Annotated in this window: 21 protein-coding genes and 1 tRNA gene; 13 read left to right on the top strand and 9 right to left on the bottom strand. The window is 67.6% G+C overall.

What is annotated here, in order from left to right:
• A partial coding sequence (locus CA237_RS16075) for an adenosylcobinamide-GDP ribazoletransferase (RefSeq protein ID WP_206433004.1) occupies positions 1 to 219 on the top strand: 219 nt, incomplete at its 5' end.
• A complete protein-coding gene (locus CA237_RS16080; protein ID WP_126014804.1) occupies positions 216 to 761 on the top strand; it encodes a histidine phosphatase family protein in 546 nt (181 codons plus the stop codon). The genes CA237_RS16075 and CA237_RS16080, both read left to right, overlap by 4 nt.
• On the opposite strand, the gene CA237_RS16085 is transcribed toward CA237_RS16080, so the two are convergent.
• Entirely contained in the window at positions 743 to 1594 is an 852-nt protein-coding gene (locus tag CA237_RS16085) for a glycoside hydrolase family 16 protein (RefSeq protein WP_084401682.1), read from the bottom strand. The genes CA237_RS16080 and CA237_RS16085 overlap by 19 nt on opposite strands.
• A 129-nt stretch (positions 1595 to 1723) precedes the next feature.
• Here CA237_RS16085 and CA237_RS16090 point away from each other — a divergent pair, with 129 nt between their 5' ends.
• Positions 1724 to 2434, top strand: a complete 711-nt coding sequence (locus CA237_RS16090) for a dienelactone hydrolase family protein (RefSeq protein ID WP_066691970.1) — start codon at positions 1724 to 1726, stop codon at positions 2432 to 2434.
• A 57-nt stretch (positions 2435 to 2491) separates the two neighbouring features.
• The gene (gene msrB, locus CA237_RS16095) at positions 2492 to 2935 is read left to right on the top strand and encodes a peptide-methionine (R)-S-oxide reductase MsrB (protein ID WP_066691967.1); all 444 of its coding nucleotides are present in this window, start codon (positions 2492 to 2494) and stop codon (positions 2933 to 2935) included.
• 71 nt (positions 2936 to 3006) lie between these two features.
• On the opposite strand, the gene CA237_RS16100 is transcribed toward msrB, so the two are convergent.
• Positions 3007 to 3081 (bottom strand) — tRNA-Thr (locus CA237_RS16100).
• 112 nt (positions 3082 to 3193) lie between these two features.
• Here CA237_RS16100 and CA237_RS19765 point away from each other — a divergent pair.
• The 7 genes from CA237_RS19765 to CA237_RS16130 all read left to right on the top strand — a co-directional run bounded on the left by CA237_RS19765 (position 3194) and on the right by CA237_RS16130 (position 7494).
• Positions 3194 to 3331 carry a hypothetical protein gene (locus tag CA237_RS19765; protein WP_164523905.1) on the top strand — a complete coding sequence of 46 codons (138 nt, stop codon included), beginning with the start codon at positions 3194 to 3196 and terminating at the stop codon, positions 3329 to 3331.
• A gap of 72 nt (positions 3332 to 3403) precedes the next feature.
• Complete coding sequence (locus tag CA237_RS16105; RefSeq protein WP_206433005.1) at positions 3404 to 4375, top strand: glycoside hydrolase family 5 protein; 972 nt, start codon at positions 3404 to 3406, stop codon at positions 4373 to 4375.
• Between the two features lie 40 nt (positions 4376 to 4415).
• Positions 4416 to 5126, top strand: coding sequence for an alpha/beta hydrolase (locus CA237_RS16110; protein ID WP_126014806.1), 711 nt, complete (start codon positions 4416 to 4418; stop codon positions 5124 to 5126).
• On the top strand, positions 5126 to 5878 hold the full coding sequence (locus CA237_RS16115; protein WP_126014808.1) for a tetratricopeptide repeat protein: 753 nt from the start codon (positions 5126 to 5128) through the stop codon (positions 5876 to 5878). The genes CA237_RS16110 and CA237_RS16115 overlap by 1 nt, the downstream gene beginning before the upstream one ends.
• Before the next feature lie 62 nt (positions 5879 to 5940).
• Complete coding sequence (locus tag CA237_RS16120; RefSeq protein ID WP_066691957.1) at positions 5941 to 6360, top strand: VOC family protein; 420 nt, start codon at positions 5941 to 5943, stop codon at positions 6358 to 6360.
• Positions 6360 to 7079, top strand: a complete 720-nt coding sequence (gene gloB, locus CA237_RS16125; protein WP_126014810.1) for a hydroxyacylglutathione hydrolase — start codon at positions 6360 to 6362, stop codon at positions 7077 to 7079. Before CA237_RS16120 ends, gloB begins: the two co-directional genes overlap by 1 nt.
• Before the next feature lie 19 nt (positions 7080 to 7098).
• The gene (locus CA237_RS16130) at positions 7099 to 7494 is read left to right on the top strand and encodes a hypothetical protein (protein ID WP_126014812.1); all 396 of its coding nucleotides are present in this window, start codon (positions 7099 to 7101) and stop codon (positions 7492 to 7494) included.
• 268 nt (positions 7495 to 7762) lie between these two features.
• On the opposite strand, the gene hslU is transcribed toward CA237_RS16130, so the two are convergent.
• From hslU to CA237_RS16155, 5 genes are all read right to left on the bottom strand, one after another.
• Complete coding sequence (hslU, locus tag CA237_RS16135) at positions 7763 to 9058, bottom strand: ATP-dependent protease ATPase subunit HslU (protein ID WP_066691952.1); 1296 nt, start codon at positions 9056 to 9058, stop codon at positions 7763 to 7765.
• Positions 9059 to 9068: 10 nt separating this feature from the next.
• Positions 9069 to 9620, bottom strand: coding sequence for an ATP-dependent protease subunit HslV (gene hslV, locus CA237_RS16140; RefSeq protein WP_055757729.1), 552 nt, complete (start codon positions 9618 to 9620; stop codon positions 9069 to 9071).
• Positions 9621 to 9808: 188 nt separating this feature from the next.
• Complete coding sequence (locus tag CA237_RS16145; RefSeq protein ID WP_066691949.1) at positions 9809 to 10216, bottom strand: holin family protein; 408 nt, start codon at positions 10214 to 10216, stop codon at positions 9809 to 9811.
• 31 nt (positions 10217 to 10247) lie between these two features.
• Entirely contained in the window at positions 10248 to 10799 is a 552-nt protein-coding gene (locus CA237_RS16150) for a glycosyl hydrolase 108 family protein (RefSeq protein WP_066691946.1), read from the bottom strand.
• Between the two features lie 343 nt (positions 10800 to 11142).
• Positions 11143 to 12744 (bottom strand): alpha-N-arabinofuranosidase, encoded by a 1602-nt coding sequence (locus CA237_RS16155; RefSeq protein WP_084401679.1) that lies wholly within the window; start codon positions 12742 to 12744, stop codon positions 11143 to 11145.
• 148 nt (positions 12745 to 12892) lie between these two features.
• Here CA237_RS16155 and era point away from each other — a divergent pair, with 148 nt between their 5' ends.
• The gene (gene era / locus CA237_RS16160) at positions 12893 to 13795 is read left to right on the top strand and encodes a GTPase Era (protein ID WP_066691943.1); all 903 of its coding nucleotides are present in this window, start codon (positions 12893 to 12895) and stop codon (positions 13793 to 13795) included.
• A gap of 110 nt (positions 13796 to 13905) precedes the next feature.
• Here era and CA237_RS16165 read toward each other — a convergent pair whose 3' ends face one another.
• The gene (locus tag CA237_RS16165; protein ID WP_232308019.1) at positions 13906 to 16413 is read right to left on the bottom strand and encodes a TonB-dependent receptor; all 2508 of its coding nucleotides are present in this window, start codon (positions 16411 to 16413) and stop codon (positions 13906 to 13908) included.
• Positions 16414 to 16583: 170 nt separating this feature from the next.
• A complete protein-coding gene (locus CA237_RS16170; protein ID WP_066691929.1) occupies positions 16584 to 16952 on the bottom strand; it encodes a glycine zipper 2TM domain-containing protein in 369 nt (122 codons plus the stop codon).
• A 325-nt stretch (positions 16953 to 17277) separates the two neighbouring features.
• Between CA237_RS16170 and gyrB the strand changes: the two genes are divergently transcribed.
• Complete coding sequence (gene gyrB / locus CA237_RS16175) at positions 17278 to 19746, top strand: DNA topoisomerase (ATP-hydrolyzing) subunit B (protein WP_066691926.1); 2469 nt, start codon at positions 17278 to 17280, stop codon at positions 19744 to 19746.
• Positions 19747 to 20082 lie beyond the last annotated feature (336 nt).

A 20082-nucleotide genomic window follows, 5' to 3' on the forward strand; every position in this document is an offset into this window, starting at 1 on the left:
CGGCTGATGCTGGCGGCGCTGCTGGCGCTGCCGGGCCTGGTGCCGATCCTGTGGCTGGCGCCGGGAGCGGTGGTCGCCGCGCTGGTGGCGATGGCGGCGATGCTGGGGTGGCTGGCGCGCTTCCTGATGCGGCGGATCGGCGGGAGCACCGGCGACTGCCTGGGCTTTGCGGCGGCGATGGGACAATTGGCGCTGCTGCTGACGGTGGCGGCGCGGTGAAGGTGCTGCTGCTGCGCCACCCGCCGGTCGCAGTTGCGTGGCGTGGGCGCTGCTATGGCCGGTCGGACATGGGGTGGAGCCGCGACGGCTGGGCGATGGCGCGGCGGATCGTCGCGGATTTGCCGCCGGTCGATGCGGTCGTCCATTCGGGTGCGCAGCGCACCGCCCGGCTGGCGGGGATGGTCGCCAAGGCGCGCTGCGTGCCGGCGACCGCCGATCCCCGCTGGCTGGAACGCGATTTCGGCCATTGGGAGGGGCGGCGCTGGGACGCGATCTGGCGGGAAAGCGGCGCCGAGATGGACCGGATGATGACCGATCCGGAAACCTATCGCCCCGGCGGTGGCGAAACCGGGCGCGACATCGCCGATCGGGTAGCGGCGGCGTGGGACGCGCTGCCCCGGGTCGCGTCGGTTCTGGTGGTCGCGCATGGCGGACCGATCGCCACGCTGCGCGCGCTGCGGGCCGGAGCGCCGCTGACGCGCGCGGTGGACTTCATTCCGGCGTGCGGCGAGGTCGTGCCGCTTCAGCGATATTGCCAGTAGCGGACGTAATCGACCTTCATCGACTGGGGGAAACGGGTGTCGTCGATCCCCATCTTGCCGCCCCAGTCGCCCCCGACCGCGACGTTCATGATGAGGTTGAACGGCCGGTCGAACGGCCATGCCGCCTGCCCACCGGGCTGGTCGTTGTCGACCCGCATATAGCCGCGACCGTCCACCCCGATGGTGATCGAATCCGGTTTCCAGTCGAGCTGATAGCGATGCCATTCGCCGCAGGCGGTCCGCATCTTCAACGATCCGCCGCGCTGCGTTCCCCGCGCATGGTTGAAGGCGGCGCTGTGCAGCGTCGCATGAACGAGGCCGGGTTCGTATCCGACCAGTTCGAGAATGTCGATTTCGCCCCCCGCCGGCCAAGTGCCGTTGGGCGGCAGCATCCATAGCGCCGGCCAGATGCCGCGCCCGCACGGCAGCTTGGCCCGGATGTCGTAGAAGCCATAGCCCATCGGCCGGGTCGAAACGATCCGGGCGGAGGTATAGGCCTGGCCGCCGGCATCGGGTCCCTTGGGCGTTTCGCGGCGCGCCTCGATCACCAGCGCGCCCTTTTCGACACGGGCGTTGGCCGGGGTGTTGGCCGGCGCATAATATTGACGTTCGTTGTTATACCATCCGGCACGGTTGCGGCTGGTGTCGAAGCGCCAGTTTGCCGGATCGATCCGCTTGCCCGAAAACTCGTCGGCGAAGGTCGGCGACCCGCCAGGCGGGGCGATGGCGACGTCGACCGCATGGTTCGACGCGCCGAGCGTCGCGGGCGTCTCCTGCGCCTGTGCCGTCGCGGCAAAGGCGATCGTCGCCAGCATCCCCATCATCCTGCCCATCGATACGCTCCTGCCATCGCCACCGGACGCCTGCCCGTGCCGTGCTAGGGTAGGAAGCGTGCAGGGGCGAGCGCAACCCCTGTCGGTACCGACCGTTCAGGCGACAACCCCCGGAACCGGAGCAGGCGAATGACGATAGAGCAGTTCGATTATCACGATGGCGACACGGTATTGCAGGCCGGCATCGCCTTTCCCGCCGGTCAGGACAAGGCACCGGCCGTGCTGGTCGTCCATCAATGGGCGGGACGCGGCGACGGCGAGCACAAGGTTGCCGAGCGGCTGGCCGACCTCGGCTATGTCGGGATCGCCATCGACATGTTCGGCAAGGACGTAAAGGGCAATCCGGGCGGCGACAACAGCCACCTCATCAACCCGCTCCTGTCGGACCGCGCCGCGTTGTTGCAGCGGATGCGCGCGGGGGTGGCCTTTGCCGCGACGCTGGACCGGGTCGATGCGTCGCGGATCGCGGCAATCGGCTATTGCTTCGGCGGGCTGTGTGTCCTCGACCTCGCGCGCGGCGGCGCTGACGGGGTGCTCGGCGTGGTGAGCCTGCACGGGATGCTCGATGGCAACGATCTGGGCGGCGACGGACCGATCGCGGCCAAGGTGCTGGTCGAACATGGCTGGCGCGATCCGATGGCGGCGCCGGACAAGGTGCTGGCCTTTGCCGAGGAAATGGGTGCGCGTGACGCCGACTGGCAGCTCCATGCCCATGGCCGCGCCATGCATGCCTTTACGAGGACGCAGGCCGCCGCGCCGGAAAAGGGCATGGCCTATGACGCCGATGCCGATCGCCGGTCGTGGGAATCGGTGCAGGGGTTCCTGGCCGAGCTTTTCTGATCCGGTTGCGTGGGGCGGCCCGTGCCCCATCTTTACGGTAACGAAGGAACGCAAACCATGACCGAGTATCGCAAGACCGAAGAGGCGCTCGCCCGCCTGACGCCCGAGCAATTCTATGTGACGCAGCAAAGCGGCACCGAGCGGCCGGGCACCGGCGAATATCTCCACGAAAAGCGGCCCGGCATCTATGTCGACATCGTGTCGGGCGAACCGCTGTTCGCATCGGCCGACAAGTTCGATTCGCATTGCGGCTGGCCGAGCTTCACCAAGCCGATCGAACCGGCCAATGTCGCCGAGCTGCGCGACACGACGCACGGCATGGTCCGCACGGAGGTCCGCTCGGCCGGCGGGGACAGCCATCTGGGGCATGTCTTTCCCGACGGTCCGCGCGACCGCGGTGGCCTGCGCTACTGCATCAATTCGGCGGCACTGCGCTTCGTGCCGCGCGAGGCGATGGAGGCCGAAGGCTATGGCGCCTATCTCGACCAGGTCGAGGGATAGGCGCGGCACGCCACGCCCGAAACGGCGTGGCGGTCCCCCAGGGGGGTCGGGTATCGATTCCTGCTAGAAAATGGTGCTGCCGGTGAGGATTGAACTCACGACCTCAGCCTTACCAAGGATGCGCTCTACCACTGAGCTACGGCAGCACTCCGAGCCGGGGGGAAACCCCTCGGCGGCGGGAGGGGCCTATGTGCAGGCATTCGCGGTGATGTCAAGCGGCCGTTGCCATATTGCCGGCGAATTGCGTAGAAAGTCGCGATGAGCGAAGCGGAACGCAAGGCACGGCTGGCACAGGCGCTGCGGCAGAATCTGCGCCGGCGCAAGGAACAGGCGCGGGCGGAGGTTGCGCTCGAGCAACCGGCGCAGGCCGCCACGGGGCAACCGGCGGACGACTGAACCCTACCCGATTGTTGACAGCGTTGACGGCGGGCGACACCTTCCCCCGAAGAATCGATGGGGAGAGGTCGGATGCGTCGCTGGTGGTTGCTGCTGGTCGCGTTGTTGCTGGCACCGGTGGCCTGGGGCCTGCCGGCGGCGGCGCCTGCCGGATCGCCGGTGGCGGCGCATGGCCGGCTGGCGGTGAAGGGCAATCGCGTGGTCGATGCGCAGGGCAAGCCCTATGCGGTCCATGGCATGTCGCTGTTCTGGAGCCAGTGGCAGCCGCGCTATTATGATCCGGCGACGATCGCATGGCTGGTGCGCGATTGGCGCGTGACCGCAGTGCGCGCCGCGATCGGCGGGCAGCAGGGCGGCTATGATACCCAGCCCGAAGCGGAGACGAAGCGGGCCGAGGCGGTGATCGACGCCGCCATCGCGCAGGGCATCTATGTCCTGGTCGACTGGCACGCGCATCAGCCGCGGCCGGACGATGCGGTACGCTTCTTCAGCCATATCGCGACCAAATATCGCGGCGTGCCGAACCTGATCTACGAAACCTATAACGAGCCGCTGCCCGAACATGGCTGGGCGACCGTGCTGAAGCCCTATCATGCCAAGGTGATCGGCGCGATCCGGGCGATCGATCCCGACGCGTTCGTCGTGGCGGGCACGCGCAGCTGGTCGCAGGACGTGGACGAGGCCGCCGCCGATCCGCTGCCCTTCGCCAATGTCGCCTATACGCTGCATTTCTATGCGGCGACGCATAAGGGCGAGTTGCGCGCCAAGGCGGAGACGGCGATGCAGCGCGGCATCGCGCTGTTCGTCACCGAATATGGCACGACCGCCGCCAATGGCGACGCACCGATCGACGCGGCCGAGACGCGGACCTGGTGGGAGTGGTGCGCGAAGCACGGCATCAGCTATCTGAACTGGTCGGTCGCGAACAAGGATGAGGCGTCGGCGATCCTGAAGCCCGCGACGCAGGCGCTGTCGGGCTGGAGCGAGGGCGAGCTGACCGAATCGGGGCGGCTGGTGCGGGCGCATCTGCGGGCAGTTCGCTGACGCCTTGTCGCTACGGGCGGGCGCATGGCATGGGAGAACCATGACCGACTCCCGCCCGCTCGCCTATCGCCATACTCCGGGCACTGGCCCGACCATCCTGTTCCTGCCGGGCTATGCGTCCGACATGAGCGGGACCAAGGCGCTGGCGATCGAGGCGTGGGCGCGGGAGAGGGGGCGGGCGTTCCTGCGGTTCGACTATGCCGGGTGCGGCGAAAGCCCCGGTGCGTTCGAGGCGCAGACGCTGCCCGGCTGGGTCGACGATGCGCTGGCGATGATCGATCACGCCATTGAAGGCCCGGTGGTGCCGGTCGGATCGTCGATGGGTGGCTGGATCGCGCTGCTCGCCGCCCGCGCCCGGCCGGAGCGGATTGCCGGGTTGGTCGGGATCGCGCCCGCACCCGACTTCACCGACTGGGGCTTTTCGCAGGCCGAGAAGATGGCGCTGCTGACGGAAGGACGGATCGAGCGGCCGTCGCCCTATGCCGATACGCCGACCGTGTTCACCCGCGCCTTCTGGTCGTCGGGCGAGGCCAATCGGGTGATGCATGGCGAGCTGCCGATCGATGCGCCGGTGCGGCTGGTGCAGGGGCAGCGCGACGCGGATGTGCCGTGGGAGCGCACCGTCCACCTCGCCTCGCGCCTTCGTTCAGCCGATGTGCAGACTGTCCTCGTCAAGGATGGCGACCATCGCCTGTCGCGTGATGGCGATATCGCGCTGATCCTGCGCGCCATCGAGGATGTACTGGCCTGATGCTGTCTCCGCTGCTGTTCCTCGCGCTCCAAGCCGCCGCCGGGCCGCAATTGCCTGCGGGTGCCACGCCCGAAGCGCGCTATGATCAGTGCGTCGATGCCGCGACGACCGCGCCCGAGCAGGCGGAGAAGATCGCCGGGCAATGGCGGCTGGTCGGGGGTGGGTTCCTGGCGCGCCAGTGCCTTGGGATGAGCTATGCCACGCGGCAGAAATGGACCGCGGCGGCGGAAGCGTTCGAGCAGGCGGCGCGCGAGGCGGAGGTGGCGAAGGACGCCCGCGCCGCGAACTATTGGGCGCAGGCGGGCAATGCCCGGCTGGCCGATGGCGATACCGCCGGAGCCGGAACCGCGCTGGATGCGGCGTTGGCCAGCGGGGCGCTGACCGGCCTTGCACGGGGTGAGGCACAGCTTGATCGGGCGCGGGTGCGTGTGGCGGGGGGCGACCTGCCCGGTGCGCGCGGCGATCTCGACCGGGCGCTGAAGGATGCGCCGGCCGATCCGCTCGCCTGGCTGTTGTCGGCGACGCTGGCGCGGCGGATGGGCGACCTGACGCGGGCGAAGGCGGACATTGCCGGGGCGCTGCGGCGGTCGGCGGACGATCCGTCGGTCCAGCTGGAGGCGGGCAATATCGCCGGCCTGTCGGGCGATACCAAAGGCGCCCGAGCGGCGTTCGAGGCGGTGCAGCGGCTCGCCCCGGACAGTGCGCAGGCCAAGGCGGCGGACGCCGCGCTCGACACGCTGCCGCCCGCCTGATGGCGGTTGCGGTGTCCCGGTGCCGACCCGATATGCCGGGTCGACGCACATGGGAGCCGTACATGACCCGCTATCTCCATACCATGATCCGGGTGACCGACCCGGATGCGACCATCGCCTTTTTCGACATGTTGGGGCTGAAAGAGGTCCGCCGCATGGACAACGAAAAGGGCCGCTTCACGCTGATCTTCCTCGCCGCGCCGGGGCAGGAGGGCGTGGCCGAGGTCGAGCTGACCCATAATTGGGACCCCGAACCCTATGCCGGCGGGCGCAATTTCGGCCATCTGGCGTTCCGGGTCGACGATATCTACGCGACCTGCCAGACGCTGATGGACGCCGGCGTCACGATCAACCGTCCGCCGCGCGACGGACACATGGCGTTCGTAAAGACGCCCGACGGCATTTCGATCGAGCTGTTGCAGGACGGGTCGCTTCCCGCCGCCGAACCCTGGGCATCGATGCCGAATACGGGGACGTGGTAATGGAGATCGTCCAGATTCCGGTGCTGTCCGACAATTATGCGTGGCTGCTGCACGACGCGGCGAGCGGCGAGACGGTGGCGATCGATCCGGGCGCGGCGCAGCCGGTGCTGGATGCCGCCGCAGCGCGGGGCTGGACGATCACCGCGATCTGGAACACCCACTGGCACCCCGACCATGTCGGCGGCAATGCCGCGATCAAGGCGGCGACGGGGGCCACGGTGACCGGGCCGGAGACGGAGCGGGCGAAGATCGCCGACATGGACAATGGCGTGGGCGAGGGCGCGATGCTGTCGGTCGGGGAGCATGCCGGCACCGTGTGGGCGGTACCGGGGCATACCGCGGGCCATGTCGCGTTCCACTTTGCCGACGACGCCGTGCTGTTCAGCGGCGACACGCTGTTCGCCATGGGCTGCGGCCGGTTGTTCGAAGGGACGGCGGCGGAGATGTTCGGCAATATGCGGCGCTATGCCGAGTTGCCGGCCGATACGCGGGTCTATTGCGGGCACGAATATACCCTATCCAACGGCCGCTATGCGCTGTCGGCCGAGCCGGACAATGCCGCCATCGTCGAGCGGATGGCGGCGGTCGAAGCGCTCAGGGCCAAGGGCGAGCCGACCGTGCCGACGACGATCGGCGCGGAGCTGGCGACCAATCCGTTCCTGCGCAGCCGGTCGGCGGAGGAACTGGCACGGCACCGCGCGGCGAAGGATGCGTTCTGATCGGGTAAGGAGAGGCGCGATGAAGCGAATGGCATGGACGGCGGCGCTGTTACTGGGCGCCTGCGCGACTCCGCAGCAACTGGCGGAGACGCAGGCCCGGGGCGACCGGGAGCTTGCGAAGATGCTGGCGGGGCGGGTGGCGGGCAAGCCCGAGAACTGCATCCCGACCGGCTTCATCGACGGGCCGCAGGTGGTGGGCGATTCGCTGATCTATCGCCAGACCGGCAAGCGGCTGTGGCGGACCCAGGTACGCGACCGCTGCCCGTTCCTGCGCGACGATCAGATCGTCGTGTCGATCCTGTACGGGGCGCAGGTGTGCCGCAACGACCGGTTCCGGCTGGTCGATCGCGGTGCGCCGATCGCGTCGGCGGATTGCACGTTCGGGGAGTTCGTGCCGTATGACAAGGTGGGGTGAGCCTTCACTGCCACCTCCCCGCTCTCCCGTTTGGTTCGAGCTTGTCGAGAACGGGGTGCCTCAAACTCCGCGTTCTCGACTGACGCTTCTCGACAAGCTCGAAGCTGCTCGAACCGAACGGGTTTGGGGGGATGGAACTCTCTCCCGCCCGTTCGTCCTGAGTAGCCGCTGAGCCTGTCGAAGCGGCGTATCGAAGGACCTCCAGGGTGCTTCGATACGGGCTTTCGACTTTGCTCAATCCCTACTCAGCACGAACGGCGGTACGGGATCACAGCACGTAGCGGCTGAGGTCGGTGTTCCGCGCGATGCTGGCCAGCTGCTTTTCGACATAGGGCGCATCGATCGTCACCGCTTGGCCCGCGCGGTCCTCGGCATCGAAGCTGACCTCTTCCAGCAGCTTTTCCATCACCGTCTGCAGACGGCGGGCGCCGATATTCTCGACCTCCGCATTCACCTCCGCCGCGATGCGGGCGATGGCGGCGATGCCGTCGTCGGTGAAGGTCACCTCGACGGATTCGGTGCCGAGCAGCGCGCGATACTGTGCGGGCAGCGATGCCTTGGTATCCGACAGGATCGCGATGAAATCGGCCTCGGTCAGGCCCTTCAGCTCGACCCGGATCGGCAGGCGACCCTGTAGTTCGGGCAGCAGGTCGCTGGGCTTCGCCACATGGAACGCGCCCGACGCGATGAAGAGGACATGGTCGGTCTTCATCGGGCCGTATTTGGTGGCGACGGTCGTCCCCTCGATCAGCGGCAACAGGTCGCGCTGCACGCCTTCGCGGCTGACCGAACCGCCGCGCACGTCGCTGACCGCGATCTTGTCGATCTCGTCGAGGAAGACGATGCCGTTCGCCTCGGCATCGGCCAGCGCAGCGCGGCTGACCTCGTCCTGGTCGAGGCGCTTGTCGGCCTCTTCCTCGACCAGCTTGTCCCAGGCGGCGCGGACGGTCAGCTTGCGGCGCTTCTGCTGGCCTCCGCCGAACGCCTTGCCCATCATTTCCGACAGGTTGATCATCTGCGGCGCGGCACCGGGGATTTCGAACGGCATCTGCGGGGCCGCGTCGAGCTCGATCTCGACTTCCTTGTCGTCGAGATGGCCGTCGTTGAAGCGCTGACGGAACGCCTCGCGGGTCGCTTCGCTGGCGCCCTTGCCGGTCAGCGCGTCGAGCAGGCGGGCCATCGCCGCTTCCTCCGCCTTGTCCTTGACCGCGACGCGGCGGCGTTCGCGTTCCAGCCGGATCGCTTCCTCGACGAGGTCGCGGGCGATCTGTTCGACGTCGCGGCCGACATAGCCGACCTCGGTGAACTTGGTCGCCTCGACCTTCACGAACGGCGCGTCGGCGAGCTTGGCCAGACGCCGGCTGATCTCGGTCTTGCCGCAGCCGGTGGGGCCGATCATCAGGATGTTCTTGGGCGATACCTCGTCGCGCAGGTCGGGCGAGAGCTGCTGCCGACGCCAGCGGTTACGCAGCGCCACCGCGACGGCGCGCTTGGCGTCCTGCTGGCCGATGATATGCGCGTCGAGGGCAGCGACGATCGCCTTCGGAGTCAGATTGTCTTGCATGGAATGTCCGTCAGTTCGCGCTGTCGAGCGCTTCGAGGGTGACGCGATCGTTGGTGTAGACGCAGAGTTCGGCGGCGATGGCCAATGCCTTGCGCGCGACCTTTTCGGCGTCGCCTTCATAGTCCGACAGCGCGCGGGCGGCGGCGAGGGCGAAATTGCCGCCCGATCCGATCGCGGCGATGCCGGCTTCGGGTTCCAGCACGTCGCCATTGCCGGTGACGACCAGCGTCACGTCCTTGTCGGCGACGATCAGCATCGCCTCCAGGTTGCGCAGGAACTTGTCGGTGCGCCAGTCCTTGGCCAGTTCGACGGCGGCGCGCAGCAGTTGGCCCTGATGGCGCTCCAGCTTCGCTTCCAGCCGTTCGAACAGGGTGAAGGCGTCGGCGGTGGCGCCGGCGAACCCGGCGATCACCTTGCCGTCGCCCAGCGGGCGGACTTTCCGCGCATTGGGTTTCATGACCGTCTGTCCGGCCGAAACCTGCCCATCCCCCGCGATCACCACGCGACCGCCGCGACGCACGGATACAATCGTGGTGCCGTGCCACACCGTCTCTTTGCTCATGGGCGCGATATGGGGAGGAGGTTGGGTTGGACAAGGTGGGCTTCAAATCCTCCCCGCTCTGCGGGGAGGGGGACCATCCGAAGGATGGTGGAGCGGTGCGCCGCGAACGCAGTCGTTGCGTGTGGGGCGCTGCCCCTCCACCATCGCCTTCGGCGACGGTCCCCCTCCCCATGGAATGGCGAGGATCTTTAGCGTTCGGCGCCTTTCGCCTTCCCCCAGGCCCTGGCCGCTGTGTAGCCGAGATAGCCGGTGCCGAAGAGGGCGTACAATTCCTCCGGGATGCCGCGCAGATAGGCGGTCATGCCGCGCGCGATGCCGGCGGCCATGTCGGGCTGGACCGCCGAGATCAGCCCCATCGGGATCGCCCAGAGCAGCAGCGCGTACATGACGTATAGGAAGCCCGGCCGCGCGCGCGAGGTCCACGGGTCGGTCGACTGCGCCTCCGCGACGATCGCGGAGAGTTGCGCCTTGACCCGGTCGAGATCGGCGGTGGATTCGAGTTTCAGCAGTTCCAGCTTGGCCGCGTCGCGGGCCCTGGGGTCGGGGATCAGCTTGTCGAGCAGCGCCGCGATCGGCGCGATCAGGGAATCGATCATAGGGCCTCCGAAAGGTCAAAGTTCACTAAGTTCACACTCGTGGCGTATCGACGCGCAGGGCGAGCCAGCCGTAGAGAAAGGCTTCGTTAGCGGGGCGCGTTTCGGCCAAGCGGAGATAGCGTTCGCCCTGCAAGGCGTTGATTGCCTTGACCAAAACCGCCTCTGCCGCCGGGCCGCGGGTGGCGAGGAGGGTGTCGAGCGCGGCGAGCGTCTGCGCGCCGATGTTGCCATCGACCGCGATATCGCCCCAGTCGCGCTGCTGGCGGTTGAGCGCGTTCAGGATGCGCTGGAGAAAGGTCGCGGCGACCGACGGTCCCATGTTGACGCCGGTGTCGAACAGTTCGGCGGCGAGTAGCGGCGCACGGGTCGCTACCGCCGCGAAGTTCGGCGCCTGCCAGTAGCGGCGGCGGTAGATGCGTGCGGCGAGGGCGCGGGGCAGGTCGCGCATCGCGCCGGTGTAACCTTCCGCGCGGGCGACGGCTTGGGTGATGCCGTAGCGGGTCGCGCCGCCACGGTCGGCGGGGTGGTCGACATAGCCGCCTTCGCGGTCGATCACGTCTTCGATCAGGGTGGTTGCGTCCATTTCGTCCTCCTGTTGGAGGTGGAACGTAACCAGAACGGTTTGTTGTAGGAAAGCGGCCATCGCGGCGCGCGGGGCCGGGATGGCCGCGCCGGCGCGGGCGGGGGTCCAGGGTCAGGTGTGGTGAGGGCAGTGGTTGGGGCTCTGGACCCCCGCCTGCGCGGGGGTACGGCCGGCCGCTATCTTACCCGTTTGGTTCGAGCAGCTTCGAGCTTGTCGAGTAGCGGTAGTCGAGAACGTGATCCCTGGGGCGGGGCCTTCTCGACTTCGGTTCTCGACAGGCTCGAACCTGCGCTCGAAGCAAACGGGAGGGGAAGGGGCGACCTTCCGGCCGCCCCCGCCCGTATTACTTGACGTCGAGCATTACCACCGACTTGGCCGGCAGCGTCACCGACAGCGTGCCGTTGGCGATCTGCGCGCCGGTGAAGGTCGCCGGTACGACCGCGTTCGGGTTGTCGAAGTTATTGTGCGCGGTCATCGTCGGGGCGGTCAGGACGCGGCCGGTGATGGTCGTGCCCGCCACGCCGGTCAGCGCGACGTTGATCGGGGCCGGGCGGTTCGGGTCGGCGTTGGACAGCGCGATGTGCACCGCACCGTCCTTGCCGCGCACGGCCGAGGCCGACACCGCCGGGATCGCCCATTTGTCGCGCGAATAGTATGGGCTGTCGATCGTGATCGGCAGGACGGTGCCGTCCATGAACGGCTTGTACATTTCGAACACGTGATAGGTCGGCGTCAGGACCATCTTCGGCCCGTCGGTCAGGATCATCGCCTGCAGCACGTTCACCATCTGCGCGATGGCGGTCATCTTCACCCGGTCGGCATGCTTGGCGAAGATGTTCAGGTTGATCGCGGCGACCAGCGCGTCGCGCAGCGTGTTCTGCTGGCGCAGGAAGCCCGGCGTCGTGCCCGGGTCCTGCCCGTACCACGTGCCCCATTCGTCGACGGCCAGCCACACGCGCTTCTGCGGATCATATTTGTCCATGATCGCGCTGTGCTTGGCGATCAGTTCCTCCATCTTCCAGGTGAGGCCGAGCGTTTCGGCCCATTCGGATTCGGTGAACTGGGTCGGCGACGCCTTGGGTGCCCAGCCGCCGGGGACGGTGTAGTAATGGAGCGAGACGGCATCGATGTGCCGCATCGCTTCGCGCATCATCACCTCGGTCCAGTTATAGTCGTCGGAATTGGCACCCGACGCGATCTTCAGCACGCGGCTGCCCTCGGGCGACTTGATGAAGGTCGCGAAGCGCTTCGTTTCGTCGGCGCCATATTCGGGGCGCATGTTGCCGCCACAGCCCCATAGTTCGTTGCCAATGCCGAAATAGGGGACCTTCCACGGTTCCTTGCGGCCGTTGCGGGCGCGTTCGTCGGCCAGCGTGCCGGCGCGCTGGGTCATATATTCGACCCATTCGGCCATTTCGCGGGCGGACCCGTTGCCGACATTGCCCGAGATATAGGCTTCGGCACCGACCTGTTCGGTCAGGTCCATGAATTCATGGGTGCCGACCGCATTATCCTCGGTAACGCCGCCCCAGTTGGTGTTGATCTTGACCGGGCGCTTGGCCTTCGGCCCGATCCCTTCGCGCCAGTGATATTCGTCGGCGAAGCAGCCGCCGGGCCAGCGGATGACCGGCACGCCGAGCCGCTTCAGCGCCGCGACGACGTCGTTGCGGAAGCCGCGGGTATTGGGGATTCGACGGTCGTTGCCGACCCACAGGCCGCCATAGATGCCGTTGCCCAGATGCTCGGCGAACTGGGTGAAGATACGCCGGTCATAGGTGGGACCGGCCTGATCGCCGCGAATGGTGATTCGCGCCGGCTCGCCCGGCTGCGGCGTCGGCGCCGTCTGGGCCGTGGCGGTCGCCGCGATCAGCAAGGATGCGGTGCCCAGCGCAAAGGCGCGTGCGCGCTGGCGCAGTTTGAGGCGCGTGGTGGTCCGGCCGGTCATGGGATCAATCCCCCCTATGTCGTTTTTGTCTGACTAATGCGTAGCGAACCCGTCCGGCGCGATCAAGAGCGGATCGGGATGCTTTGCAGCCGGGGGCGGGGCGGGTAAGAGGGGCGATCCCTCTCCCTTATCGACAGGTTTTGCTCTTTTGACGTCCTCCCCCCAGTCGTGCGGCCTCGTCGCGATCCTCGGTGCCCCGAATGCGGGCAAATCGACCCTGGTCAATGCACTGGTCGGACAGAAGGTCGCGATCACCAGTCCCAAGGCGCAGACGACGCGCACCCGGTTGATGGGCATCGCGATCGAGGGCGATACCCAGCTGCTGCTGGTCGATACGCCGGGTATCTTCGAGCCGAAGCGGCGGCTGGACCGGGCGATGGTGTCGGCGGCGTGGGAAGGCACGGCGGGCGCCGATGCGATCGCGGTGGTGGTCGACGGCAAGGGCGGGATCGGCCCCAAGGTCCGCGCGATCGTCGAACCGCTGGCCGACCGGAAAGAGCCGAAGCTGCTGATCCTCAACAAGGTCGACATTGCCGACAAGCCGCGCCTGCTGGACCATGCCGCGCGGCTGCACGAAATGGCGGCGTTCGAGGAAACGTTCTTCGTCAGCGCCACGACCGGCGACGGGCTGGCGGAAATGAAGGCGGCGCTGGCGAAGCGGATGCCGGAAGGGCCGTGGCATTTCCCCGAGGATCAGGTGAGCGACGCCACCGACCGGATGCTGGCGGCGGAAGTGACGCGCGAGCAACTGTACCACCAGCTGCACGAGGAACTGCCCTATGCGAGCGCGGTCGACACCGAACGCTATCTGGAGCGTGAGGACGGGTCGGTCGAAATCCACCAGCAGATTTACGTGGCGCGTGATACGCAGCGCGCGATCGTGCTGGGCAAGGGCGGGCAGCGGATCAAGGAAATCGGCGCGACGGCGCGCAAGGAATTGCAGGAATTGCTGGGGGTGCGCGTGCACCTGTACCTGCATGTGAAGGTCAAGCCGAACTGGGAAGAGGACCGGATGCTGTACCGGGATATCGGACTGGACTGGGTGGAGTAGTTTCGCAGGCTCCAGGCGTACCCCCGCGCAGGCGGGGGTCCAGGGCAGCGAACGCTGCCGTTTCGCCCTTGGCTCTGGACCCCCGCCTGCGCGGGGGTACGGTTTGGCACTCAGAACAATTTCCGCACCGACAGGCGGACGATCCGGCCGTAAGGGTCGAGGAACGACGGCTGGAAGCGATAGGGCACCGCGTCGTTCCGGTCGCGGACATCGACGCGGTCGTTGAGCAGGTTCTGCACCTCGAACTGCAATACCATCCGCTTCGCCCATGGCGCGCGGGGGGCGAGCTTGTCGGCCTGGACTTGCGAATAGAGGCCGAGGAAGGTCAGCCCCGAAAAGCGCAGGTCGGACGCCGGCAGCGTGCTGCGGATGCGGGTCGCGGGGCGTTGGTTGCCATAGACGCCCATGCGGAAGGCGCCGACCGATCCGCCGATATTGCCCATCAGCTCATAGCGCGGGCGGCCGCTGTTGCCGTCCAGCGTCTCGCCGTCGAGCAGGTCGAGTTCGCCCTGTCCCTGTCGGAGCGTCAGCCGGTCGGACAGGCGGGCGGTCGCCGTCAGGAACGCCCAGAGCTGTGGCCGGTCGGGCGGCGGCGGCGCGTCCTTGGCCGGAGGCGGCGGGGTGGGGCCGATGGGGCCGAAGAACGAGATTTCGGCCTTAACCTTGCGCTCGACCTCGCCGAACAGGTTCACCGGGCGGATGTCGGCGCGCAGCAGCCGGCCGCTATCGTCGCGGACGAAGCGGTCGGGGAACGCCGCCTGCAACGCCGCCGTCGCGCTGACCAGATTGGCGACCTGATCGGTGATGCGCGTGTCGACATAGCTGACGCCGAGGTTGAGCTGTTTGTTCTTGATCGGACGCCAGCCGATGCCGAACGTGCGGATCTGCCGTTCCTCCGGCCGCAAATCGGTATTGCCGCCGCCGGTCACCGCGATCGGCGCGCTGGCCCCGGTCACGAAGTCGAAGAACGGCGTGTTGGGCACGGTGACGATCGGCTGGGTCAGGGTCGCGATGGCCGGCGGGGTGCGCGCGGTGTTGATCGACGCGGTGATCTGCACCGGACGCTTCGGCGCCCAGTTGAGCGCGAAATTGCTGCTGGCGAGGCTGCCATAGTCCGACACGCCGGTCAGGCCGAGCATGACATTGGCCGACAGCGAGCCGATCGCCGACAGCACGCCGCGATCGGTCGAAGTGAGCGGCAGGTCAAGGCTGGCGCTGCCGCCCTGCACGGTACGGGTCAGGGTGCTGGCGGCGCCTGCATCGTCGGCCAATCGTCCGCTACTGTCCGAGCGGGCGTAATCGGCGTTGAGCGTCAGCTGCGCGGGGCCGGCGGGCAGTTGCAGGACCGGGCCGTTGGCGGTCGCCTTGGCCATAAGCGTGCCGGTGACGGTGCGGCTGCGCGTGACGATCATCGGCCGGGCGGTGAGGGCGGGGGAGAGGTCGAACGGATCGGCGCCACCATCGACCGCCGCCTGCAACGCATCGGCTGCGATGCCGCGATCGACGGCGGCACGGGCGCGGACCCGGTCGTATCCGCCGGTGACGGTCCACAGCCAGCGCCCGACCCCGCCCTGCACGGTCGAGGCGGCATGCAGCGTCAGATTGTCGTTGCGCTGGGTCAGCACCGGCCCTTCGTCCAGATAGCGGTCGAGCAGCACCGGGCGGTCGAAGGGCAGCGGCGATCCGGCGGGCAGGGCGAGCGTCGCTCCCTGCAACCCGGCCAGCGCGCGGCCGCGATCCGCCTCCATCGTCAGGTTGAGCGAGGCGAGCATCGTCTTGCCGATCGGCACGACATGGGTGCCGTCGACCTTCAGCGCGTCGCGGCTGCGCAGCGAAAGGAAGGGGGCGAGGTCGGTCGCGCGGCGGCTGCCGGACGCGTAGGCGGCGAGCGTGCCGCGCTGTACCGGGTCGAACGGTACTGCGGCGGCGGTTATCGGCCGTCCGGCGAGCGAATCGAGCGCGGGGTCGATGCTGCCGCCGTCCGGCGCACGAACGTTGCCGTTGCGGTCGAACGGGCTGTCGCTGTCGGGCAGATAGGGGCGCTGCGATGCGCGCAGCGGATTTTGCCGGTCGTACGTGATGGCGAGGACGGTGCGGCGGTCGCCGGCGATGCGGGTCGACCCCAGTTCCAGCCGTTCGGTGCCGCCGCCGCCATCGGTCGTCGTCCCCGCCCCCTGATCGAAGACCAGCGCGCGAAATTTCTGTTTCAGCACGAAATTGACGACACGGACCGTCGGCGCAAAGCCGAAGCGGGCGGCGTCCTGTTCCGACAGCACTTCGGTCCGCTCCAGCGCCTCGGGCGGGAGCGTCCAGATTTCGCGATAGCCCGAGATGCGGCGGCCGTTGAGCAGGAAGACGGGGTCGCCGCCGCTGGCCGAGCTGGTCAGCGGTTTGAGCAGCTGGGCCAGCTGTTCCATGCTGGTCGCGCCCAGCGCGCGGAGCGCCGCGGCGTCGAGCACCGCAACCGGCGCGATGTCGCCGATGGCGGAGCCGGGCGGGCGCTTGCCGGTGACGACGATTTCGTCGCGCGGCGAGTCGTCTTCCTCCTGCGCGGCGGCGGGCAGCGGCACCGCCAGCACGGCGGCACCGGCCAGACTTCGCCCGACTGCCATCCTCATCCGCCGCTCCACGTTCGTTGCGGCGACCGGGCTAGGGGCGGTTTCGGACCGAAGCGTGGCGAAAAGCGGCCAAGGCGCGGCGGACGCGCAAAAAGGGCCGGCCCCTCCCGAAGGAAGGACCGGCCCCGAGTCCGACACCCCGTTACGCCACCGGGGGTGCCGGAAACCGGTTAGCGGTTGCAGTAGCGCGGCGGGTCGGCCCGATCGATCGCCCGGCCGGCGACCGCACCGACGCCACCACCCAGGATGGTGCCGAGCAGGCGGTTGCCACGACCGGCAACGGTGTTGCCGAGCAGGCCGCCGGCGATCGCGCCGATCACCGTGCCGCCGTCGCCATTCTCGCAGCGCGCGCCGCGACGGTTGTACTGGCGGTCGCGATAATAGCCGCGGTCGCCGCGATATTCACGATAGCCGCGACCGTCGCGATAATCCCGCTCGTAGCGGTCCCCGCGCCAGCTCTGCGCCGAAGCGGCGGTCGGAGCGGCGGCGGTAGCGACCGTGGCAAGCGCGGCAGCGGCAAGCGTCAGCTTCTTGAACATGGGTCTTCTCCCTCAAAACTCGGTGACGGTGGTTGATCCCGTGTCGGGAAGTCCGTCTGTGATTTGGGGTATGCGCCGATTCGCTTGAGCCGATACTGAATGCGCCTGTTAGCTGCCGTTCATTATTCAGGCGGAACGGATGGCGAGATTTCGTCACTCCCGCGAAGGCGGGAGTCCATACACGCTGTCGTTAGCGACCCTGCCGCGCCGTCGGCGTTTAAGGATTCCCGCCTTCGCGGGAATGACGAACGTGGGGCGCCGAAACGACCCGCATCCTATGCGGGTTTTGCTTTAGTTCCCTCGCGCAAAACCCTATATACTCGCTATGGCAACGAACCCCAATCAGAACGACTACGGCGCAGATTCGATCAAGGTGCTCAAGGGGCTGGACGCGGTCCGCAAGCGCCCCGGCATGTATATCGGCGATACCGACGACGGCTCCGGCCTGCACCACATGGTGTTCGAGGTCAGCGACAATGCGATCGACGAGGCGCTGGCCGGGCACTGCGACCGCATCCTCATCACGCTGAACGCCGATGGCTCCGTCTCGGTCGAGGATAATGGCCGCGGGATTCCGACCGGCATCCACAGCGAAGAGGGCGTGTCGGCCGCCGAGGTCATCATGACCCAGCTGCACGCCGGCGGCAAGTTCGAGAACACCAACGACGACAATGCGTACAAGGTGTCGGGCGGCCTGCACGGCGTCGGCGTGTCGGTGGTGAATGCCCTTTCCGACTTTCTCGACCTGACGATCTGGCGCGACGGGCAGGAGCATTATATGCGCTTCCGCCGGGGCGATGCCGAAGCGCCGCTGAAGGTCGTCGGCCCATCGGAAAAGCGCGGCACCCGCGTGACGTTCCTGCCCTCGGCCGAGACGTTCAAGATCACCGAGTTCGATTTCGACAAGCTGGAACACCGCTTCCGCGAGCTGGCGTTCCTCAATTCGGGCGTGCGGCTGGTGCTGGTCGATGCCCGGCACGAGGAGCCGCGCGAGGTCGAGCTCTATTACGAAGGCGGGATCGCCGCGTTCGTGAAATATCTCGACCGGACCAAGAACCCGCTGATGCCCGAGCCGATCGCCATCAACGGCTTCCGCGACGATGTCGGCATCGACGTCGCGCTGGAATGGAACGACAGCTATTACGAGAACGTCCTCGCCTTCACCAACAACATTCCCCAGCGCGACGGCGGGACGCACATGGCGGCGTTCCGCGCCGCGCTGACGCGTACGCTCAACAATTACGCCGACAAGTCGGGGATGCTGAAGAAGGAGAAGGTCTCCCTCACCGGCGACGACATGCGCGAAGGGTTGACCGCGATCGTGTCGGTCAAGCTGCCCGATCCGAAATTCTCGTCGCAGACCAAGGACAAGCTGGTGTCGTCGGAGGTCCGTCAGCCGCTGGAAGCGCTGATGGCCGACAAGCTGGCAGATTATCTGGAGGAAAATCCGGGCAATGCGAAGGCGATCATCCAGAAGGTGATCGACGCCGCCGCCGCGCGCGAGGCCGCGAAGAAGGCGCGCGAGCTGACCCGCCGCAAGGGCGCGATGGACATCGCGTCGCTGCCCGGCAAGCTGGCCGATTGCCAGGAACGCGATCCCGCCAAGTCCGAACTGTTCTTCGTCGAGGGTGACTCGGCCGGTGGTTCGGCCAAGCAGGGGCGCGACCGCCATTTTCAGGCGATCCTGCCGCTGCGCGGAAAAATCCTGAACGTCGAGCGTGCGCGGTTCGACCGGATGCTCGCCAGCCGCGAGATCGGGACGATCATCACCGCGCTGGGCACCGGCATCCGCGACGATTTCAACATCGCCAAGCTGCGCTACCACAAGATCGTCATCATGACCGACGCCGACGTCGACGGCGCGCATATCCGTACGCTGCTGCTGACCTTCTTCTATCGCCAGATGCCCGAGATCATCGAGGCGGGGCACCTCTATATCGCCCAGCCGCCGCTGTATAAGGCGACGAAGGGCCGGTCGGAAGTGTACCTCAAGGACGACAACGCGCTCGACGAATATCTGGTCGAGGCCGGGGTCAGCGCGCATGTGCTGGAAAGCCCGGCCGGTGCGCGCAGCGGCGACGACCTGAAGGCGCTGCTGGGCCATGCGCGGCGGATGCGGACGCTGATGCGCTATGTCCCGCGCCGCTACGACATGGGCATCGTCGAGGTGCTGGCGCTGGCCGGCGTGCTGGATCCGGCGATCGGGCAGGCGGATCGCGATACGCGGTTGCAGGACGCGGTGTCGCGCATCGGCCGCACCGATGGCGAGGCGCAATGGACCGCGCGGGTGACCGAGGATGGCGGGCTGCAGTTCCAGCGCCGCTGGCGTGGCGTCACCGACACCCACAATATCGAACCGGCGTTCCTGCTGTCGGCCGAGGGGCGCAAGCTCCATGCGTTGGCGGCGGAGGAAGCGGCGAGCTATGCCGGCGTGTCGAAGCTGGTCAGTGCGCGCAGTGCCGGCGAAGCGGCTGCCGAAGGTGAGGAAGAGGCGCCTGCCGTTGCCGCGAAGGGCGAGACGCTGGTCGCGCGGCCGAGCCAGTTGCTCGACGCGATCCTGGCGGCCGGGCGCAAGGGCCTGTCGATCCAGCGTTACAAGGGGCTGGGCGAGATGAACGCCGAACAGCTGTGGGAAACCACGCTCGATCCGGCCAACCGGTCGATGCTGCGCGTCGCGATCGACCAGGCGGACGTGGCGGACGAGATCTTTACGCGGTTGATGGGCGATGTCGTCGAGCCGCGGCGGGATTTCATTCAGGAGAATGCGCTGAACGTGGCGAATCTGGACGTTTGACAGGCGGGGTTATGCCCGTTCTCCTTGAGCGTATCCCCGCGCAGGCGGGGATCCAGAGCCAAGGACGTTGCGCTTCGTAACCCTGGATCCCCGCCTGCGCGGGGATACGGTCTTTTGGTGGACGGGCGTTATCCACAGGGAAGCCGTACCCCGGCGGAGGCCGGGGTCCAGCTTCGGTGCGGTAGCGATGGAGTCGCGGACGTATCCCAACTGGACCCCGGCCTTCGCCGGCGTACGGCGGGGGTGAGGGTTGCTATCCTGGCCCCCAATCCGCTCGGTTCGAGCAGCTTCGAGCTTGTCGAGAAGCGTCCGTCGAGAACCCTGTGTTCGGGGCAA

Origin of the sequence: Sphingomonas sp. ABOLH (assembly GCF_003951715.1) — a bacterium.
GTDB classification, from domain to species: domain Bacteria; phylum Pseudomonadota; class Alphaproteobacteria; order Sphingomonadales; family Sphingomonadaceae; genus Sphingomonas; species Sphingomonas hankookensis_A.

Excerpts from the sequence above, each read along its gene's own strand:
- CA237_RS16120 (WP_066691957.1), top strand. The coding sequence starts at position 5,941 with ATGACCCGCTATCTCCATACCATGATCCGGGTGACCGACCCGGATGCG.
- CA237_RS16090 (WP_066691970.1), top strand. The coding sequence starts at position 1,724 with ATGACGATAGAGCAGTTCGATTATCACGATGGCGACACGGTATTGCAG.
- hslV (WP_055757729.1), bottom strand. The coding sequence starts at position 9,620 with ATGAGCAAAGAGACGGTGTGGCACGGCACCACGATTGTATCCGTGCGT.
- gloB (WP_126014810.1), top strand. The coding sequence starts at position 6,360 with ATGGAGATCGTCCAGATTCCGGTGCTGTCCGACAATTATGCGTGGCTG.
- CA237_RS16105 (WP_206433005.1), top strand. The coding sequence starts at position 3,404 with ATGCGTCGCTGGTGGTTGCTGCTGGTCGCGTTGTTGCTGGCACCGGTG.
- CA237_RS16130 (WP_126014812.1), top strand. The coding sequence starts at position 7,099 with ATGAAGCGAATGGCATGGACGGCGGCGCTGTTACTGGGCGCCTGCGCG.
- CA237_RS16155 (WP_084401679.1), bottom strand. The coding sequence starts at position 12,744 with ATGACCGGCCGGACCACCACGCGCCTCAAACTGCGCCAGCGCGCACGC.
- msrB (WP_066691967.1), top strand. The coding sequence starts at position 2,492 with ATGACCGAGTATCGCAAGACCGAAGAGGCGCTCGCCCGCCTGACGCCC.
- CA237_RS16165 (WP_232308019.1), bottom strand. The coding sequence starts at position 16,413 with ATGAGGATGGCAGTCGGGCGAAGTCTGGCCGGTGCCGCCGTGCTGGCG.
- CA237_RS16115 (WP_126014808.1), top strand. The coding sequence starts at position 5,126 with ATGCTGTCTCCGCTGCTGTTCCTCGCGCTCCAAGCCGCCGCCGGGCCG.
- CA237_RS16110 (WP_126014806.1), top strand. The coding sequence starts at position 4,416 with ATGACCGACTCCCGCCCGCTCGCCTATCGCCATACTCCGGGCACTGGC.
- hslU (WP_066691952.1), bottom strand. The coding sequence starts at position 9,058 with ATGCAAGACAATCTGACTCCGAAGGCGATCGTCGCTGCCCTCGACGCG.
- gyrB (WP_066691926.1), top strand. The coding sequence starts at position 17,278 with ATGGCAACGAACCCCAATCAGAACGACTACGGCGCAGATTCGATCAAG.
- CA237_RS19765 (WP_164523905.1), top strand. The coding sequence starts at position 3,194 with ATGAGCGAAGCGGAACGCAAGGCACGGCTGGCACAGGCGCTGCGGCAG.
- CA237_RS16085 (WP_084401682.1), bottom strand. The coding sequence starts at position 1,594 with ATGGGCAGGATGATGGGGATGCTGGCGACGATCGCCTTTGCCGCGACG.
- CA237_RS16150 (WP_066691946.1), bottom strand. The coding sequence starts at position 10,799 with ATGGACGCAACCACCCTGATCGAAGACGTGATCGACCGCGAAGGCGGC.
- CA237_RS16145 (WP_066691949.1), bottom strand. The coding sequence starts at position 10,216 with ATGATCGATTCCCTGATCGCGCCGATCGCGGCGCTGCTCGACAAGCTG.
- CA237_RS16170 (WP_066691929.1), bottom strand. The coding sequence starts at position 16,952 with ATGTTCAAGAAGCTGACGCTTGCCGCTGCCGCGCTTGCCACGGTCGCT.